Here is a 17,100-nt window from a genome sequence, read left to right as displayed (position 1 = left end):
GTAGCCATTGAGCGGCTGACAGTTTTACGCGATTCTCACTGCTACAGCAAGCGCTCTTTGGGGAAAGAGTGTGGTTATTCCGCTTTGCCGGACGCGACTTTTAGTCGATTGATCCAGCCCTCCAGCGCGCATTGGCTGAGCAGGTTGATCGCCTGAACGGCAGTAAGTCCTTCTTCCGTGAGCGGGGTAAATTGTGCGGCGCTGAAGCGGTCCGGCGAGCGTGTCAGCAATTCGGCTGCTGCCGAAAGCGCCGGAGGAGGCAGCGAAATCGTTTCCCGGCTGTTTATCAGGATCTCCCCCATCAGGTCGAGCAAGGTCGGTTCATGGCACAGGACCGGCGTCAGCGCCTCAAGCGTGGGCTCTGCCTGCCAGCGGGAGAGGGACTCAAGCTGATGCGCACTGGCATAGCGAAGCTCGACCACTGGCAGAAGCGAGATCCACGCGTCGGAGGACGTTGGCAGGGTGTGCGGCTGGATATGATGGCCCGGCAGCCAGCGGACGGGATGGCCGAGCAGCGCCTGAAAGACGGCGACCACGCGCGCCTGAAAACCGATAAAGCCGATTATCTGGTTAATCACCACAACGTCATAGATAGACAGACCTACCTCATCAAGCTGGTTTCGCGCCTTATCATCAATGACGTCAGGTGAGCTGGCGAGCTGGCGGGCGTACTGCGTGATTTCCGCCAGCCGTCGGTTACTTTCGCGGGAGGAGTCAGGGCCCGGCAGCGGGGCGAGGAGGGCGGCGTAGTGGTTGCACAGCCGCTGAACGCCGCAGGCCTGCGCCACCGTCAGCGCGGTACTTAACCGATCGTAGGCGCTAAGCGTTCGCAGGCGGTTTACGGGAAGTGAGAGCGGGAACAGCTGGTGACATAAGGATCTGGCAGGAGCAAGCCAGCCGGTACAGGCGGCGACAATCTCATCTGGCAGGGCTAAATCGAGCAAAAAACGATCGTCGACGTTAGCGGCTTCGGGCACCAGGGGCAGCACATCCGGCTGCGCGTGGTTAGACTGGGTTTCGTGATACCAGTGGCCTTTGCCGGAAAAACGGCGTTGTTCCATGGGCGTTCCTTGATCTCAAAATGGCGATCAATATCCTGGCGTAAGGCAGATAAAGGGAAAAATATTGTTAGGTGATAACAAATAGCAGAACGGAATAACGAAGAGGAGTGCGGAGGGGGAAAGCTCTCTTCCCGTGCGGGAAGAGAGCCACAGCTTATTTAATTTCCAGCTCGTTCATTGCAGCGATGTTGAAGCCGCCGTCAACGTGAACCACTTCGCCGGAGATACCTGCGGAAAGGTCAGAGCACAGGAATGCAGCAGAGTTACCCACATCTTCAATGGTAACGGTACGACGAATCGGGGTAACCGCTTCGCAGTGTGCCAGCATTTTACGGAAATCTTTGATGCCGGACGCCGCCAGGGTGCGGATAGGGCCAGCAGAGATGGCGTTAACGCGCACGCCTTCTGGACCCATTGCGTTCGCCATGTAGCGGACGTTGGCTTCCAGAGATGCTTTCGCCAGGCCCATAACGTTGTAGTTAGGGATAGCACGCTCTGCGCCCAGGTAGGACAGGGTCAGCAGCGCTGCGCCCGGGTTCAGCATTGCGCGGCAAGATTTCGCCATTGCAACGAAGCTGTAGGAGCTGATGTCGTGCGCGATTTTAAAGCCATCACGGGTTACCGCGTTCACGTAGTCGCCGTCCAGCTGGTCGCCAGGAGCGAAGCCGATGGAGTGAACGAAACCGTCGAATTTCGGCCATGCTTTTGCCAGTTCAGCAAACATGCCGTCGATGCTTTCGTCTTGTGCAACGTCACATTCCAGAACAATGCTGGAACCCAGCTGCGCGGCAAACTCTTCAACACGGCCTTTCAGCTTGTCGTTCTGGTAGGTGAACGCCAGCTCAGCGCCTTCGCGATGCATTGCCTGTGCGATGCCGTATGCGATGGACAGTTTGCTGGCAACGCCAGTCACCAGAATGCGCTTACCGGAAAGAAAACCCATAGCTTTAATCCTTATATTCATTGCTTATTTTGCCTTGTAATTCATAGCGTTACAGGCAGTATTTCAAAATCATTCGAAATTAGCTCGAAATTATAGCCCACTCACGGCCCCTTGTGTCACGATATTTCTCGTCGATCTCCGAAGAGGAATGCCCCAAAAGGTGAGGCGCGGGCTGGCGGGGGCTCAAAATTTCAGCATTCGTCCAGTATATCACCCGGCAGCAGCTTCGCCTCATCCAACCAGCAAGGTTCCGCGATCCATCAGCGGTATTCACACTTTCCTGGCGTTTTCAACGAAACGCGCAACGACAATAAAGAATACCGGGACGAAAAAGATCGCGAGAAGCGTGCCGCTGATCATGCCGCCAAACACCCCGGTGCCGATAGCGTGCTGCGTGCTGTCACTCGCGCCACGCGCCAGCATTAATGGCACCACGCCTAACGTAAAGGCTAACGATGTCATCAGAATAGGACGCAGACGCTGGATTGCGGCCTGTATTGTGGCCGCCAGCAGGGGTTGTCCTTCCCGGTGGAGCTGCCTTGCAAACTCGACAATCAGAATGGCGTTCTTGGCGGACAGGCCTATCAGGGTGATAAGACCGACCTTAAAGAAAACATCATTCGTCATTCCCGCAACGGAGACGGCAACCACCGCACCGATAAGCCCCAGGGGAACGACCAGCATGACCGCAAAGGGAATTGACCAGCTCTCATACAGGGCGGCGAGCACCATGAACACGACCAGTATCGACAGAACGATCAGACCCGGGAGCTGAGATTCGGATTTTCTCTCCTGCAATGAGCTCCCGGACCACTCGCCGGCCATCCCCTGCGGTAAATCCCGTGACAACGTCTCCATGGCCTTCATTGCAGTGCCGCTGGATTTGCCCGGGGCCGCACTGCCGGTAATGCGGATAGCAGAATATCCCTGATAACGCGTCAACTGCTGCGGCGCAACGTTCCAGGAAAGCGTCGCAAACGTAGATACTGGCACCATCTGCCCCATACGGTTTTTTACCGATAATTTCAGGATCTGCTCAGGCTGCATGCGGTAAGGGGCGTCGGCCTGAATAATGACCTGCTGAACACGGCCCTTGTTCGTGTAGTCATTAACGTAGTTCGACCCCATGGTGACCGAGAGCGTCTGGTTGATTTCATCAAATGAGACGCCCAGCGCTTCCGCTTTTTCCCGGTCAATCTGAAGGGCCAGGCTTGTTCCTTCCGGCAGACCGTCTATATACACGTCACTCAGTTCAGGACGTTGATTAGCTTTCATAACCAGCGCATCGGCCGCTCTCTTTAACGCCTCGTAGCCCAGTCCCGCCCTGTCCTGCACGTACCAGGTGAAGCCCGAGGAGGTGCCCATATCCGAAATGGCCGGCGGGAGAAGGCTCATCGTGACGGCATCAGAGACGTTAGCCATGCTGGCCTGTATATGGTCGGCTTCATTCTGTGCGGTCGTACCCTGCCGATCTTTCCAGTCCTTCAGCGTGGTGAAGGCCATGGCCGAATTCGGTCCCGAGCCTGAAAACCCAAATCCCAGAATCATAATGTTGCTTTCAATATCCGGCCGGGCCGCAATTTCCTCTTCAAATTTTTTAACCACTCTCAGGGTGCGCTGCATTGTGGCATCGGAAGGCAGCTGAATTGAGGACATAAAATAGCCCTGATCTTCATCCGGAAGAAAGGACGAGGGCAGCGAAGAAAGCCCCAAACATAGCGCAGCACATAGCGCGACGTACAACAGTAGCATACGCCCGGTGCGTCTCAGCACGGCGCCCAGCCCGGATTCGTACCACGTCGTGAGGGTATGAAAGCGGGCGTTAAACCCTGCCGCGAACCTGCCACCAATGTGCTTTGCTGCGCTGTGAGGCTTAAGTAGCGTAGCGCATAGCGCGGGGGTAAGCGTGAGGGCAAGAAATGCCGACAACAGTATGGAGACCGCCATGGAAATACAAAATTGTCGATAAATAATCCCGACGGATCCTTCGGCGAAACCCATGGGAATAAAGACGGCGGTAAGCACCAGCGTGATCCCGATAATTGCCGGCGTGATTTCATTCATGGCCTCCCGGGTCGCGTCGCGCGGAGAGAGTTGTTTTTCTTCCATCAGGCGCTCGACGTTCTCCACGACCACAATAGCGTCATCTACGATAATCCCTATCGCCAGAACCATGCCGAACATGGTCAGAATATTGATGGAGTATCCACTCAATAGCATCACCGTGAAGGTGCCAAGCAGTGCGACGGGGGCAACAATCGCCGGGATAAGCGTACAGCGTATCTTATGCAGAAACAGCAGCATTACGAGGAAGACCAGAACCATCGCTTCCACAAATGTCTGCACCACCTTCATGATGGAGAGCTTCACAAAAGGCGCGGTATCGAAGGGAACCGTAAACGTCATTCCTTCCGGCAACACCTGAGAAAGTTCGTCGATGCGTGCGCGTACGCCTGCAGCCGTGCTCATCGCATTGGCGCCAGGGGATAGCTGGACTGCCGCAGCCGTTGCGGGAACGCCATTTTCGCGGATACCGAAAGCGTAGCTTTGCAGGCCGGACTCAATGCGCGCGACGTCGGACAGCTTCAGCCTTGCGCCGGATGCCTCTGATTTCAGAGTAATATTCCTGAAAGCCTCTACGGAAGTGAGTTGCCCCTTCACGGTGATCGGATAGGTTACGCCTTGCCCTTCAGATGCGGGTTCATCTCCCGTTTTGCCGGGCGAAACCAGGGCATTTTGCTGGCCAACGGCGGTAAGCACATCGCTCACCGAAAGTCCGTAGCTATGAAGCTTCATCGGGTCCAGCCAGATGCGCAGCGCTTTTTCGCCACCAAACAGCTGAATTTTCCCTACTCCAGGTACGCGGCGAAGCTCGTCGCTGACATGCCGGGCAAAGTAATCGCTTAAATCGGCTTCCTCAAATTTACCGGTTGTGGACTTCAGCCCCACCATCATTAAAAAACCGGAATTGGCCGCCTCGACGTTGATGCCATTTTGCCTGACCGCCTGTGGCAAACGCGGCTCCACAATTTTAATCTGGTTCTGAAGGTCCATCTGCGCCAGCTTGATGTCCGTGCCGGGCTTAAACGTCACGGTAATAGACGCAGAACCGGTTGTGTCACTGGATGATTCGAAGTAAAGCAAATTATCGACGCCAGATATTTCGCGCTCAAGTAACGACACCACCGACGTATTCATAATATCGGGGCTGGCACCCGGGTAGGTGACAGAAATAATAATCCCAGGCGGTGCCACCGCCGGATACTGCGCAACCGGCAGCCGGGGGATAGACAATGCGCCCGCCAGGACGATAAAAAGCGCCACGACCCAGGCGAAAATGGGACGTTCAATAAAGAAATGAGGCATTAATTTAACTTCCAGATACGTGACTCTTTCAGTGAGTTATTTTGTTCAAGATGGTGTGATGGAGAGTCTACAACTCGCCTGTTTAGCGGACATGGGCGGTTTATGGAGAGAGTGTGGAGCGAAACAACACGGTTGTTTAAATCATTCTCACGATGAGGTACAACGGTGAACCGCCAAAAAAGAGAATTAAATAACACTCATAGTAAAACACCAAATCGTTAAAATCTGGCATAGCGTTCAGCAGCACAGTGAACGTAATAATGAGATAAACAAAAATCACCATTAGCCAGAAGGCGATGAGAAGTAATTCAGTGAACGCGCCTGCTTTGTTTTGTATTATCAGAGAGACAACCGACAAGGCAATGCAGCCATAGATCATGGGGGAAGAGAGTAGCGTTGCGGCGACTTTCTCATCCATTTTATGCATCAATACCAGCCAGGTATAAAGTAATCCCCACGATAGCAGCAGGAAGAGAGAAAATATGCCGATTTTTTTAGGAGAGAAGTATTTCGAAAGTTCCATGTTCATTATCTCAGCCAAATTCAGAAAGCCATTAAGCGACAGGGGTATTTACCACGTTAAACGAAAGACGGTTTAACTCCGAATAACTATTGTGGGCTGACATTGTCGAGTCTTTATTGACTGAATGTGTAGGCTGTATGGAGAAATTGCCGGGCACTTAAATTAATCCAGGAAATTTTCGCGGCCACGGCACTTTTTCCCGGAGTCTGTGTCTTATTGTGCTAAAGATATCTGATAGCGTGCTCAAAGGGATTTCACCCGCGGAGATAAAATGAACAAAAATACTCTAATCCTTGTTGTTGAAGATGAAAACGAAATTGCCGATATACTGATGAGATACTTAGAGCGTTCTGGGATGAAAACGCTGAGAGCCCGGCAGGGCGAGCAGGCGATAGCGCTTAATCGGCTCCATAAACCCGATCTTATCTTGCTGGATATCCATCTGCCCGTATGCGATGGCTGGAGCGTACTCACGACGCTCCGTCAGGAAAGTTCTGTGCCCGTCATTATGGTGTCCGCACTCGATCAGGACGTGGATAAGCTGATGGGGCTCAGGCTTGGCGCGGACGATTACGTCATCAAACCATTCAATCCTTCTGAAGTGGTCGCGCGAGTTGAAGCCGTGCTGCGCAGAACCAGACCCGCTCTCCAGCAGGCGGGTGCCGTGCCTCTCAGGACGCCTTTTATTACGGTCTACCCGGACGATTTCTACGTTGAGGTCACCGTGGGCGAAGAGGTAGTCTCCCCAGTATTAACGACGACGGAATTTAAACTTCTTACTTACCTGGTGAGATACCCGCGAAAGGTCTGTTCCCGGGAAGAGTTACTTAACGCGTGTCTGCCGGAAGGCGATACGCTCGACAGAACGGTAGACAGCCATATGAGCAAGCTGCGTAAAAAGCTGGAGCTTGCAGGCCTTTATGGCGTTCCTGAGAGCATCAGGGGGATGGGCTATCGACTCGGGGAGAAAAAATGAACAGAGATTCTGTCCTGAGTCGGCAGATCTTAACGTATATGCTGCTGCTGACGTTTATGATCATTGCCATTGCGGTACTGGGCTCCTGGTTTTTTTACTCTTTTATTCTCGATCACCTCCCCGGCGGTGCCGTTGAGGGCGATGACGAGCAAATGACGATGTGGGACTGGGTGTGGATCGGGACCGCGACAACAATCAGTCTGATAATCGCGATATTTTTAACGATAAAACTTTCTTCACGAATACTCACCCCGTTAAACGCGGTAGCGTCCAGCCTGAGAAAAATTTCTCAGGGCCAGCTGGATGCCCGTGCTTATTGCGCCAGCTCCCGTCTGGGAGAGGTCAATCATCTGGTCACGGATTTCAATGAAATGGCGGAAAAACTCCAGACGCTGGATATTCAGAGGAAATCCTGGAACGCCGCCATTGCCCATGAGCTGAGAACCCCGGTCACGATTTTACGCGGGCGGCTTCAGGGGCTGGTTGACGGCGTTTTTGAGCCGGATCCGCTGCTTTTTAATAATCTTCTCAAGCAGACTGAGGGGTTAACCCGTTTGATTGAAGATCTTCGGGTGATCAGCTCTGACGGCGGGGCGGGTTATACGCTGTATAAATCCAGAACGGACCTCAAAGGCACAATCCAGGATGCGCTTGATATTTTCATGCCCGAGTTCAAGCACAATCAGTTTGTGATTAAAACAGCGTTGAGGGAACAGCGATGCGTGTTCGATCCGTTGCGCATCAATCAGTGTCTGGCCGTTCTGTTTGACAACGCATTACATTATTCAACTTCGCGGAAACTCATCGTAAAAAATGGCGTCTCTGATAAAGGCAATTATATCCTTATTGAGGATGGCGGGCCGGGCATCCCCAGGGAATTTCATGATTTCTTATTTCAACCTTTCCAGCGGGATAAAGGTGCCAGAGATGTTAATCCCGAAGGATGTGGTTTAGGGTTATCGGTGGTAAAAGCCATCATGCTGGCTCATGGTGGCGATGTAACGTATACCTTATCGAAGCAAAACCACTCCCTGTTCAAACTGACCTGGCCCGATGCCTGAGTCCTGGCGGCAGGTCAGCCTGGCCTGCCCGCCGATAGCGGCAACTGCCATATATCGCCTAACTTTGTATCCCATTCCAGAGGGGTAATTCGCAGTTTGCCCCGTTTTGGGCTTAAGGTTATTTCACTGAAGTAAATTTCATCGCTTTTCAACATGAGGTCAACGCGGCAGTAGTCAAGACCCTTCGCCAGCTCCTGAGCGGCCAGCAGAGCCTCACGGAACAATTTCGGCTCGCCGGGCGCAACCGGCGTATTAGGATATTCCATCTGGAAGGGCTGTAAATTCCAGTGTCGGTCGTAAACGTTGATAAACTCTCTGCCGAGGTCATCCGTAAAATCGGCCTCAACATAGTGTGCGACCCCGTGAAAACAGTGAATTCTCAGCATTTCCGGCGTGCTGTTCCTGTCCGCATTATTGAAAAGATCGACATAGGGCTCACACAGTATAACGGGTGTAATATTTTTGTACTGCCACTCGCGCGTGGTGTAATACAAATTCTTCTTTAATGCGAGAGTGAGCTTTTTACGGGCCTGTCGGTAATTGAACTGGTCTTTATTTGTACAGATTATTGTGCTTCCACTGTCATGATTGCACTTAAGGACGAATTGATCGGGCAGTGTTGAAAAATCGATATGCGAAAACCTGCGGTATACCCCAATCAAAGGCACCGCTTTTACTCGCGTTGTTCTGGACGCAACGTATTCGCGGACGGCGAGTTTATCGGCAAGCATTGTGTAGAGATTATTATGGTCATAGACCAGGCGATGACATATTTTTTCACTCAACGTAGTGGGTGATTTAATGTCAGGGGTTATGCCTGATGTCTTTTTGAGTTTTGCAGTATGAAAATTGAGGTCCGTCATGAAATATGAACGGCATTTTCTGATGAGATACTCCGTATATTTTAGAACATATGTGGTGGTGTTCATTTCTTCTCCTCCGTAATGTCCCGGTATTCTGGAGAAGAACTATTGATGGATATTGCTTAAAATATGGAGCAGGGATGGAGACAAAAAATAAAAGGATTAAATAGCGCACGCAGGCTATTTAATCCTTATTTGAGCGGAGCAATCCGTGTTTACCGCCGCGCTTAACGGTCTTTTCTCCACGCATCGGCGGTCAATGCTTCACCGAAATGCCCGGCAATCAGCCTTTTCGTCAGCTCATGAAGCGGGGAGGCCATCACATCCGCCGTGCTGCCGCGCTCGACGACTTCCCCCTGGTGCATGACCATTACCTGATCGCTGATGTGCTTCATCATCCCCAGGTGCTGGGTAACGTAGATGTAGGAGATACCCTGCTTTTCCTGTAATTCGAGCATCAGGTTAATCAGCTGCGAGCGCATAGACATATCCAGCGAGGCAAGCGCTTCGTCTGCAACGATCACTTTCGGGCGCAGAATCAACGCGCGGGCCAGACCCAGACGCTGTTTCTGACCGGGGGCCAGCATATGCGGGTAGTAGCTTTCGTGATCCGGTAACAGCCCAACCATACGCAGCGTTTCGAAGATACGCTTGCGGCGCGCCTCTGGCTCCAGTTCGGTATTCAGACGCAGAGGGAAATCAAGGATCTGCGAAATGCGCTGGCGTGGATTAAGCGAGGTAGACGGATCCTGGAAGATCATGCGGATGCGCTGGCTGCGGAAAGAGTAATCGCCAAACTGCAGAGGATGATCGTCAATCAACACTTCTCCAGCAGTGGGCTCGACCATGCCGGCAAGCATTTTCGCCAGCGTGGATTTACCGGAGCCGTTTTCGCCGATGATCGCCAGCGTCTGTTTTTCACGCAGGGTAAAACTCAGCGGTTTAACCGCTTCGACAGTCTGACGATGAAACAGCCCCGTGCGATAGCGAAAGGTCTTAGTCAGATTGCGGACTTCCAGCAAGGTTTCGACCATTTCACTCTCTCTCCATGTTCAGCGGGAAATGACAGGCGTAAAGATGATTTTTGGCGCCGGTCAGGCGCGGCGTTTCGATACATTTACGCTGAGCATACGGACAACGCGGCCCCAGACGACAGCCTATCGGCAACGATTCCAGCAGCGGAATCGCTCCGGGCAGGGTATTCAGACGGCTCTTGTGCGGCATGGCGCTGCCAAAATCAGGAATGGCGCGGATAAGCGCCTGCGTATATGGATGGTGCGGCGCGGCGATCAGCTCCTGACTCGGGGCAGTTTCGACCGTTTGCCCGCAGTACATCACGTCAATTTTATCCGCCCATTTGCTGAGCATTTGCAGGTCATGGCTGATCAGCAAAATGGTGGTGTTATTGTTCTGGTTCAGGCGCGACAGCAGGCGGAAAATTTGTGCCTGGGTGGTCGGCTCCATCGCGTTGGTGGGTTCATCCGCAATCAGCAAACGCGGCTGATTAGCCAGGGCGATGGCAATCATCACCTTCTGGCATTCACCGTCGGTCAGCTCATACGGGAAGCTGCGCATCGCGTCTTTATGGTCTTTGATCCCGACGCGGTGTAATAGCTCAATGGCGCGGCGCTTGCGCCAGCCGAAACGCTGCCACCAGCGGCCTTTATAGGTCCAGCCGGGAATGTTCTGCATCAGCTGTTTGCCTACGCGTTCGGACGGATCGAGGCAGGACTGTGGTTCCTGGAAAATCATCGAGACGTTATGGCCGACCAGCTTGCGACGCTCGCGCGGAGAGAGGCGCAGCAGGTCTATATCGTCGAACCGCATGCGGTCGGCGGTCACGCGCCAGTTGTCTTTCGCCACGCCGCAGATCGCTTTGGCGATCAGGCTTTTTCCCGAACCAGATTCACCCACCAGCCCGCGAATCTCGCCCTCGGCGAGAGTAATGCTGATGCGATCGACGGCTTTAACCCAGCCTTCACCGGTTTTGAATTCAATGGTGAGGTTGCGAATATCAAGAAGCGGCATTATTGCACCCCCGCGTTAATTGCACGGCGAATACCATCGCCCAGCAGGTTGATCAGCAACACGCTTACCATAATCGCCGCCCCCGGCAGCATAACCGTCCACGGCGCCACGTAGATCAATTCCAGCGCGTCACCGAGCATCGCACCCCATTCAGGGGACGGCAGCTGCGCACCGAGGTCGAGGAACCCGAGCGCAGCGATGTCCAGAATCGCCATCGACAGCGCACGGGTGATCTCGGTGACCAGCCCGGCGGCGATGTTTGGCAGAACGGCAAACCACAGAATATTGAAGGTCGTCGCGCCGTCCAGACGGGCCGCAACGACATACTCTTTTTCCAGCTCGTCATGCACCATGCTGTAAACCGAGCGCACGATGCGGGGGAGGATAGCCAGCCAGACGGCGAACATGGCATGCGACAGATGCGGACCGGCAAAGGCAACCACAATGATTGCCAGCAGCAGGGACGGAATCGACAGCAGCGTGTCCAGAATGTGGTTCAGCACCGCCGAGCGCAGGCCATGCGTGGAGCCCGCGAAAATACCGAGCGCCAGTCCACAGAGCGTCGCCGCGAGCGTCACGACAAACGCGCCGCCCACCGTCGGGGCAGCCCCGCTTAACAGACGGCTCAATACGTCGCGTCCGAGATCGTCAGTGCCGAGGAAGAATGAGACTTCGCCGTAGCGTGACCAGGAAGGCGGTAGCAGCTGATAGCCAAGGAACTGCTGATCAATGCCATAAGGCGCAAACCACGAACCAAAGAGGCAAAGCAATACCAGACCGGCGCAGCCATAAAGGCCGATCATTGCCGTGGTGTCACCATAGAACTTACGCCACACGGTACGCAGCGCACCGGGCGTGCGCTTTTCACTGTAAACGTTATCGTAAGGCATACCATTCCTTATGCTTCAATGGGTTAGCCATCGCACCCAAAATATCGGACAACACGTTAACAATAATGACCAGCGAACCAATCACCATCACACCCGCTGAGATAGCAGCATAATCCTGCTGACGGATGGCGTTAATCAGCCAGCGTCCCAGCCCGGGCCAGCTAAAGACCATCTCGGTGATCATGGCCAGCGTAAGCATGGTGGAAAACTGCAGCCCCAGGCGCGGAATTACCGGCGGCAGAGCGTTGTGCAGGACGTTGCGGCGCAGTATGGTCAGGCGCGACAATCCGCGCGTGGCGGCAGCTTTGACATAGTTCTGCTCAAACACCTCGATGGTGCTCAGGCGCATCAGGCGGATCACCTCGGTTGTCGGCGCAACCGCCAGCGTCAGCACCGGCAGTACCATATGACGCAGGGCGCTGACGATCATCTCATGGCGCCAGACGGAATCGGACAGCCAGGCGTCAATGATGGCAAAACCCGTTACCGTTTTAACCGTATAGAGCAGGTCAAAACGGCCAGAGACCGGTAGCCAGCCCATCGTCAGCGAGAAGAACAGCGTCAGCAGCAGCGCCAGCCAGAATACCGGGATAGAGAAGCCGAGCAGGGCAAGGGCGCTGATAAACTTATCCTGCCATTTGTTGCGGTAGATCCCGGCCAGCATGCCCACGGGAATACCTACCATCAGGGCAAAGCCGAAGGCCAGAATGCACAGCTCCATCGTGGCCGGGAACACCTCCTTCAGCTGCTCGGAGATAAGCTGCCCGTTGATGCTCGACACGCCGAAATCCCAGTGCAGCAGACCGTTAAACCAGAACAGCCAGGCATCCCACAACGATGAGCCCTGTAGCGGGGCATGCGGCGTGAAATAGCTCAGGCTGAAGCCGACAAAGTTCAGGAAAAAGAGCGTCACCAGCAGTAAAAGGAGCCGACGCAAGGTAAAAATAATCATGGTTTTTTCACCTCTTGTTCTTTTTCACGCGATACGCCGGCGAACGAGGCGTTGCCGAACGGACTCAGCACAAGGCCTTTAATATCATAGCGGTAGGCCTGAAGGCGCAGGGAAGAGGCCAGCGGAAGCACCGGCAGTTCCTGAGCGAGTATCTTTTGCGCTTCATCGTAAGCGTCAATGCGCGAGGCCAGCTGTTGGGAAGAGAGCGCTTTTTGCAGCACGGCGTCGAATTCCCGGTTACACCAGTGGGCGTAGTTGGTCTGCGAATTTATCGCAGCACAGCTCAGCAGCGGCCGGAAGAAGCTGTCCGGATCGTTACTGTCGGTAGCCCAGCCTGTCAGGGTGAGGTCGTGATTCATATCCATCAGGCGCGCCTCCTGGAAACGGCCCTCAACCGGTACGATGATCACCTTGACGCCCACCTGCGCCATATCCGCCTGCAGCAGTTCAGCAGTTTTCAGCGGGCTCGGGTTCCACGCCTGGGAGCTTGTGGGCACCCAAAGCTGGAGCGTCAGGTTTTCCGCGCCCAGCGCTTTCAGTTGTTCACGCGCTTTTGCCGGATTGTATTCCGTAATTTTAGCCTCACCGTCGTAGGCCCACGAGGCGCGCGGTAAAATTGAGGCGGCGGTTTCCGCCGTGCCGTAGTAGATCGACTGCATCAGACGCTGGTTGTTGATCGCCAGCGCCAGAGCGTGACGTACGGCAGGGTTGTTCAGCGGCGGCTTATCGGTGTTAAAGGCCAGATAAGCGATGTTCATCCCCGGGCGTAACGTCAGACGCAGACGCGGATCGTCGCGCAAAATGGTGAGCTGGCTGGCAGCGGGCCAGGCGAGCACGTCGCATTCCCCGGTGAGCAGTTTCGAGAGCCGTCCCGTTCCGCCAGACCCGAGATCGACCACCACCTGCGGCATCAGCGGCGTACCGCGCCAGAAATGTTCGTGGCGCTGCAGGCGAATATATTGCCCCGCGCGGTATTCGGCCAACTGGAATGGACCGGTACCGACCGGCTGGCGGTCGAGCAGCTCCTGACGATCTTTTTTCGTCAGCTTCGCCGCGTATTCGGCGGACATAACGGACGCATAGTGGGTCGCCAGGTGCCAGAGGAAGGAGGCATCCGGGCGCGTCAGCGTAAATTCAACCGTCCGGCTGTCCAGCTTGCGCACGCTTTTAACGGTGTCGGCAAACTGCAGGCTGTCGAAATAGGGGAAATTATCCCCATTAACGTTATGCCACGGGTGGTTACGGTTAAAGATACGCTGGAAGGTGAAGACCACGTCATCCGCGTTCAGCTTGCGCGTAGGGGTAAACCACGGCGTACGCTGAAACGCGACATCATCGCGCAGGTGAAAACGGTAGGTTGCACCGTTATCCAGGACTTCCCAGCTTTCCGCAAGTTCAGGCACCAGGCGATAGGTGTACGGGTCGACATCAAGCAGACGGTCGTAAAGCTGCGCGGCGAGCGTATCCACAATCAGGCCGCTGCCCGCTTTTTGCGGGTTGAAGGTGTCCACCTGGCCACTTACACAATAGACGAAGCCGCTGTCACGAATGTCAGGCTGCGTTAACTGCCCGGGCGCAGCAAACGCCAGGCCGCTGAACAGACCGAGTGCAAAAAAGGACGATAAAACCAGACGCATAATTTTTAAGGTTTTTAGGTTCGATCTGCAAAGTGTATCGCACTTACGCCTGCTTCGTAAAAATGTCTGCGGGTAAGTGCCGATATTGTCAGCGCATTTGATGCTTTTTAAGCAATGCCCGTAACTGATGGTAGGTCAGGCCCAGGAATTCAGCCGCGCGTTTCTGGTTATATTTCGCCGCCTTCAGGCTTTGCTCCAGCAGCTGTTGCTCCTGCTCGTGCTGGAACTGGCGCAAATCAAGGGGCAGCGCGGGAGTATCGTCTGACGATGACGGGGAGGAAACCGGCGGCGCATTGCGCTGAAAAGGATCGATAATGATATTGTCCAGCTCCGTCTCGCTGCTGCCGTGGCGGTAAACAGAACGTTCCACAACGTTCTTCAGTTCGCGGATATTTCCCGGCCAGCGGTAGGCCAGAAGCGTCTCCCGCGCATGATCGCTGAAGCCGGGGAAAAGAGGGAGACCGAGCTCGCGGCACATCTGAATCGCAAATTGTTGAGCAAGAAGCATGATGTCGCTTCTCCTGTCGCGCAGGGGCGGAAGCTGAACGACGTCAAAGGCCAGGCGGTCAAGCAGATCGGCACGGAATTTCTCCTCCGCGACCATCTCCGGCAGATTGGCGTTGGTGGCGCAGACCAGGCGCACGTTAACCTGCAGCGGCTGGCTGCCGCCGACGCGCTCCAGTTCACCATACTCAATCACGCGCAGCAGCTTTTCCTGCACCAGCATCGGCGCGGTGGCGAGTTCATCAAGGAACAGGGTGCCGCCGTCGGCGCGCTCAAAACGTCCCGGATGGCGCTTCTGAGCGCCGGTAAACGCGCCCGCCTCGTGGCCGAACAGCTCGGTGTCGAGCAGGTTTTCATTCAGCGCCGCACAGTTTAGAGAAATGAAGGGGCCGTCCCAGCGTCCGGATAAATAGTGCAGACGGTTAGCAATCAGTTCCTTACCCGTGCCGCGCTCGCCGATAATGAGCACCGGTTTGTTGAGCGGCGCAAGGCGAGAGACCTGTTCCAGCACCTCAAGAAAGCTGTTGGCTTCGCCGAGTAAGTTATCTTTGTATTGAGCCATGATGAAATTAACCACTCCTTAGCGATATTCACCAGGTCAGCATAGTTCTGTGGTGAATAAAAATCAATCACACCGTGTAAAATCAATAAGATAAAAAACTGGCACGGGAATTGTATTATCAGTACAGCAGGGCATAGCCCGATAACAGAACTATGAGGATTTGATTATGGGTATTTTTTCTCGTTTTGCCGACATCGTGAACGCCAACATCAACTCACTGCTGGAGAAAGCAGAAGATCCGCAGAAGCTGGTGCGCCTGATGATTCAGGAGATGGAAGACACGCTGGTTGAAGTGCGTTCTACCTCCGCCCGTGCGCTGGCTGAGAAAAAGCAGTTAACGCGCCGTATTGAGCAGGCCACCGCTCAGCTCAATGAATGGCAGGAAAAGGCGGAACTCGCCCTGCGCAAAGATAAAGAAGATCTTGCTCGCGCAGCGTTAATTGAAAAGCAGAAGCTGGCGGACATGATCGCTACGCTGGAGCATGAAGTCACCCTGGTTGAAGACACGCTCACCCGCATGAAAAAAGAGATTGGTGAGCTCGAAAATAAACTGAGCGAAACCCGTGCGCGTCAGCAGGCGCTGACCCTGCGTCATCAGGCGGCAAGCTCTTCCCGCGACGTGCGTCGTCAGCTGGACAGTGGCAAGCTGGATGAGGCCATGGCGCGTTTTGAGTCATTCGAGCGTCGTATCGACCAGATGGAAGCGGAAGCAGAGAGCCACGGCATCGGTAAGCAAAAGTCGCTGGATCAACAGTTTGCCGATCTGAAAGCGGACGATGAAATCAGCGAGCAGCTGGCGGCATTGAAAGCCAAAATGAAGCAAGATAACCAATAATAATGTTGCGGCACCTGAGCGTGCCGCTAAGCATCCGACGACAAGGAGTACACATGAGCGCGCTTTTCCTGGCCATTCCCCTGACGATTTTCGTGCTGTTTGTTTTGCCGATTTGGCTATGGCTGCACTACAGCAACCGTTCTTCAGGGAACGATTTATCCCAGAGCGAACAACAACGTCTTGCGCAGCTTACCGACCAGGCTAACAAGATGCGCGATCGCATTCAGGCGCTGGAAGCAATCCTGGATGCAGAACATCCTAACTGGAGGGACCGTTAATGTCAGGACTGAATCTGAACAAAAAATTGTGGCGAATTCCACAGCAGGGCATGGTGCGCGGCGTTTGCGCCGGGCTGGCCCATTATCTCGACGTTCCTGTAAAGCTGGTTCGTGTGGTCACGGTGCTGTCGATATTTTTCGGCCTGGCGTTTATCACTTTCGTGGCCTACATCGTGCTGTCGTTTGTACTTGACCCGATGCCGGAAGGCGAACTGGCTGCGGAAGGCGCGCCTACCAGTAACGATCTTCTCAATGCGGTTGACGATCGGCTGGCTGAAGGGGAGAAGCGGTTACGTGAAATGGAACGCTATGTCACATCCGATACCTTTACGCTGAGAAGTCGTTTTCGTCAGATTTAAGAGAGAATATACATGAAGAAAAACTGGCAACAGGCCGGTCAGAAGGTAAAACCCGGCCTGAAAATCGCAGGTAAACTGGTTCTGATGACGGCGTTACGTTACGGCCCGGCAGGTGTGGCGGGCTGGGCGATCAAATCTGTTGCCCGCAAGCCGGTTAGAATGTTGCTGGCCGTGGCGCTTGAACCTCTGTTGCAAAAAGCGGCAAAGCGGCTGTCACGCCGCTACTTATCCCGATAATTGACGCTCGCGTTAGCCCTTTCTC

General features: G+C 54.3%; 17 protein-coding genes. 6 read left to right on the top strand and 11 right to left on the bottom strand.

All coding sequences use genetic code 11. The annotated features are described in order from the left end of the window. Nucleotides 1–74: 74 nt before the first annotated feature. The 4 genes from IB212_RS12355 to IB212_RS12340 form a co-directional block, all read right to left on the bottom strand. Nucleotides 75–1,061 (bottom strand): oxidoreductase, encoded by a 987-nt coding sequence (locus IB212_RS12355; RefSeq protein WP_041909656.1) that lies wholly within the window; start codon nt 1,059–1,061, stop codon nt 75–77. 154 nt (nt 1,062–1,215) lie between these two features. Beyond that, nucleotides 1,216–2,004 carry an enoyl-ACP reductase FabI gene (gene fabI, locus IB212_RS12350; RefSeq protein ID WP_003856831.1) on the bottom strand — a complete coding sequence of 263 codons (789 nt, stop codon included), beginning with the start codon at nt 2,002–2,004 and terminating at the stop codon, nt 1,216–1,218. Nucleotides 2,005–2,274: 270 nt separating this feature from the next. Beyond that, on the bottom strand, nt 2,275–5,370 hold the full coding sequence (locus IB212_RS12345) for a multidrug efflux RND transporter permease subunit (protein WP_041909658.1): 3,096 nt from the start codon (nt 5,368–5,370) through the stop codon (nt 2,275–2,277). A gap of 136 nt (nt 5,371–5,506) precedes the next feature. Further along, nucleotides 5,507–5,893 carry a transporter gene (locus IB212_RS12340; protein WP_223239570.1) on the bottom strand — a complete coding sequence of 129 codons (387 nt, stop codon included), beginning with the start codon at nt 5,891–5,893 and terminating at the stop codon, nt 5,507–5,509. A gap of 271 nt (nt 5,894–6,164) precedes the next feature. On the opposite strand from IB212_RS12340, the gene IB212_RS12335 reads away from it, so the two are divergent. Together IB212_RS12335 and IB212_RS12330 are read left to right on the top strand one after the other, a co-directional pair. Beyond that, the gene (locus tag IB212_RS12335; RefSeq protein WP_041909662.1) at nt 6,165–6,869 is read left to right on the top strand and encodes a response regulator; all 705 of its coding nucleotides are present in this window, start codon (nt 6,165–6,167) and stop codon (nt 6,867–6,869) included. Further along, nucleotides 6,866–7,930, top strand: coding sequence for an ATP-binding protein (locus IB212_RS12330; RefSeq protein ID WP_041909664.1), 1,065 nt, complete (start codon nt 6,866–6,868; stop codon nt 7,928–7,930). The genes IB212_RS12335 and IB212_RS12330 overlap by 4 nt, the downstream gene beginning before the upstream one ends. A gap of 14 nt (nt 7,931–7,944) precedes the next feature. Here the strand turns inward: IB212_RS12330 and IB212_RS12325 are convergent, their stop codons facing one another. From IB212_RS12325 to pspF, 7 genes are all read right to left on the bottom strand, one after another. Beyond that, entirely contained in the window at nt 7,945–8,859 is a 915-nt protein-coding gene (locus IB212_RS12325; RefSeq protein ID WP_041909666.1) for an ATP-grasp fold amidoligase family protein, read from the bottom strand. A gap of 161 nt (nt 8,860–9,020) precedes the next feature. Next, nucleotides 9,021–9,827, bottom strand: a complete 807-nt coding sequence (gene sapF / locus IB212_RS12320) for a putrescine export ABC transporter ATP-binding protein SapF (RefSeq protein WP_041909668.1) — start codon at nt 9,825–9,827, stop codon at nt 9,021–9,023. A gap of 1 nt (nt 9,828) precedes the next feature. After that, nucleotides 9,829–10,821, bottom strand: a complete 993-nt coding sequence (gene sapD, locus IB212_RS12315) for a putrescine export ABC transporter ATP-binding protein SapD (RefSeq protein ID WP_188245578.1) — start codon at nt 10,819–10,821, stop codon at nt 9,829–9,831. Continuing rightward, nucleotides 10,821–11,711: a putrescine export ABC transporter permease SapC gene (gene sapC, locus IB212_RS12310; RefSeq protein ID WP_028013383.1), complete on the bottom strand. Its 891-nt coding sequence runs from the start codon at nt 11,709–11,711 to the stop codon at nt 10,821–10,823. The genes sapD and sapC overlap by 1 nt, the downstream gene beginning before the upstream one ends. Further along, nucleotides 11,698–12,663 carry a putrescine export ABC transporter permease SapB gene (gene sapB, locus IB212_RS12305; protein ID WP_041909670.1) on the bottom strand — a complete coding sequence of 322 codons (966 nt, stop codon included), beginning with the start codon at nt 12,661–12,663 and terminating at the stop codon, nt 11,698–11,700. The genes sapC and sapB overlap by 14 nt, the downstream gene beginning before the upstream one ends. Further along, nucleotides 12,660–14,300: an ABC transporter substrate-binding protein SapA gene (gene sapA, locus IB212_RS12300; protein ID WP_041909672.1), complete on the bottom strand. Its 1,641-nt coding sequence runs from the start codon at nt 14,298–14,300 to the stop codon at nt 12,660–12,662. Before sapA ends, sapB begins: the two co-directional genes overlap by 4 nt. A gap of 88 nt (nt 14,301–14,388) precedes the next feature. Then, complete coding sequence (gene pspF, locus IB212_RS12295; RefSeq protein ID WP_181013169.1) at nt 14,389–15,381, bottom strand: phage shock protein operon transcriptional activator; 993 nt, start codon at nt 15,379–15,381, stop codon at nt 14,389–14,391. Between the two features lie 151 nt (nt 15,382–15,532). Here pspF and pspA point away from each other — a divergent pair, with 151 nt between their 5' ends. Genes pspA through pspD form a run of 4 tightly spaced genes read left to right on the top strand, consistent with a single transcriptional unit; the run spans nt 15,533 to nt 17,075 of the window. After that, nucleotides 15,533–16,201, top strand: a complete 669-nt coding sequence (gene pspA / locus IB212_RS12290; protein WP_028013379.1) for a phage shock protein PspA — start codon at nt 15,533–15,535, stop codon at nt 16,199–16,201. 53 nt (nt 16,202–16,254) lie between these two features. Then, nucleotides 16,255–16,479 (top strand): envelope stress response membrane protein PspB, encoded by a 225-nt coding sequence (pspB, locus tag IB212_RS12285; protein WP_028013378.1) that lies wholly within the window; start codon nt 16,255–16,257, stop codon nt 16,477–16,479. Then, nucleotides 16,479–16,838, top strand: coding sequence for an envelope stress response membrane protein PspC (pspC, locus tag IB212_RS12280; RefSeq protein ID WP_041909676.1), 360 nt, complete (start codon nt 16,479–16,481; stop codon nt 16,836–16,838). The genes pspB and pspC overlap by 1 nt, the downstream gene beginning before the upstream one ends. A gap of 12 nt (nt 16,839–16,850) precedes the next feature. Then, the gene (gene pspD / locus IB212_RS12275) at nt 16,851–17,075 is read left to right on the top strand and encodes a phage shock protein PspD (protein WP_028013376.1); all 225 of its coding nucleotides are present in this window, start codon (nt 16,851–16,853) and stop codon (nt 17,073–17,075) included. The last annotated feature ends 25 nt before the right edge of the window (nt 17,076–17,100 follow it).

This window comes from Enterobacter sp. E12 (assembly GCF_014596715.2).
In the GTDB taxonomy this organism is placed as follows: Bacteria; Pseudomonadota; Gammaproteobacteria; order Enterobacterales; family Enterobacteriaceae; genus Enterobacter; species Enterobacter bugandensis.
Note: the sequence above shows the minus strand (reverse complement) of the source record. Positions and strands in the feature narration are given on the sequence as shown.

Bases quoted from the DNA above. Each gene is read 5' to 3' on its own strand.
- IB212_RS12355 (WP_041909656.1), bottom strand. From the start codon at position 1,061: ATGGAACAACGCCGTTTTTCCGGCAAAGGCCACTGGTATCACGAAACC.
- fabI (WP_003856831.1), bottom strand. From the start codon at position 2,004: ATGGGTTTTCTTTCCGGTAAGCGCATTCTGGTGACTGGCGTTGCCAGC.
- IB212_RS12345 (WP_041909658.1), bottom strand. From the start codon at position 5,370: ATGCCTCATTTCTTTATTGAACGTCCCATTTTCGCCTGGGTCGTGGCG.
- IB212_RS12340 (WP_223239570.1), bottom strand. From the start codon at position 5,893: ATGGAACTTTCGAAATACTTCTCTCCTAAAAAAATCGGCATATTTTCT.
- IB212_RS12335 (WP_041909662.1), top strand. From the start codon at position 6,165: ATGAACAAAAATACTCTAATCCTTGTTGTTGAAGATGAAAACGAAATT.
- IB212_RS12330 (WP_041909664.1), top strand. From the start codon at position 6,866: ATGAACAGAGATTCTGTCCTGAGTCGGCAGATCTTAACGTATATGCTG.
- IB212_RS12325 (WP_041909666.1), bottom strand. From the start codon at position 8,859: ATGAACACCACCACATATGTTCTAAAATATACGGAGTATCTCATCAGA.
- sapF (WP_041909668.1), bottom strand. From the start codon at position 9,827: ATGGTCGAAACCTTGCTGGAAGTCCGCAATCTGACTAAGACCTTTCGC.
- sapD (WP_188245578.1), bottom strand. From the start codon at position 10,821: ATGCCGCTTCTTGATATTCGCAACCTCACCATTGAATTCAAAACCGGT.
- sapC (WP_028013383.1), bottom strand. From the start codon at position 11,711: ATGCCTTACGATAACGTTTACAGTGAAAAGCGCACGCCCGGTGCGCTG.
- sapB (WP_041909670.1), bottom strand. From the start codon at position 12,663: ATGATTATTTTTACCTTGCGTCGGCTCCTTTTACTGCTGGTGACGCTC.
- sapA (WP_041909672.1), bottom strand. From the start codon at position 14,300: ATGCGTCTGGTTTTATCGTCCTTTTTTGCACTCGGTCTGTTCAGCGGC.
- pspA (WP_028013379.1), top strand. From the start codon at position 15,533: ATGGGTATTTTTTCTCGTTTTGCCGACATCGTGAACGCCAACATCAAC.
- pspB (WP_028013378.1), top strand. From the start codon at position 16,255: ATGAGCGCGCTTTTCCTGGCCATTCCCCTGACGATTTTCGTGCTGTTT.
- pspC (WP_041909676.1), top strand. From the start codon at position 16,479: ATGTCAGGACTGAATCTGAACAAAAAATTGTGGCGAATTCCACAGCAG.
- pspD (WP_028013376.1), top strand. From the start codon at position 16,851: ATGAAGAAAAACTGGCAACAGGCCGGTCAGAAGGTAAAACCCGGCCTG.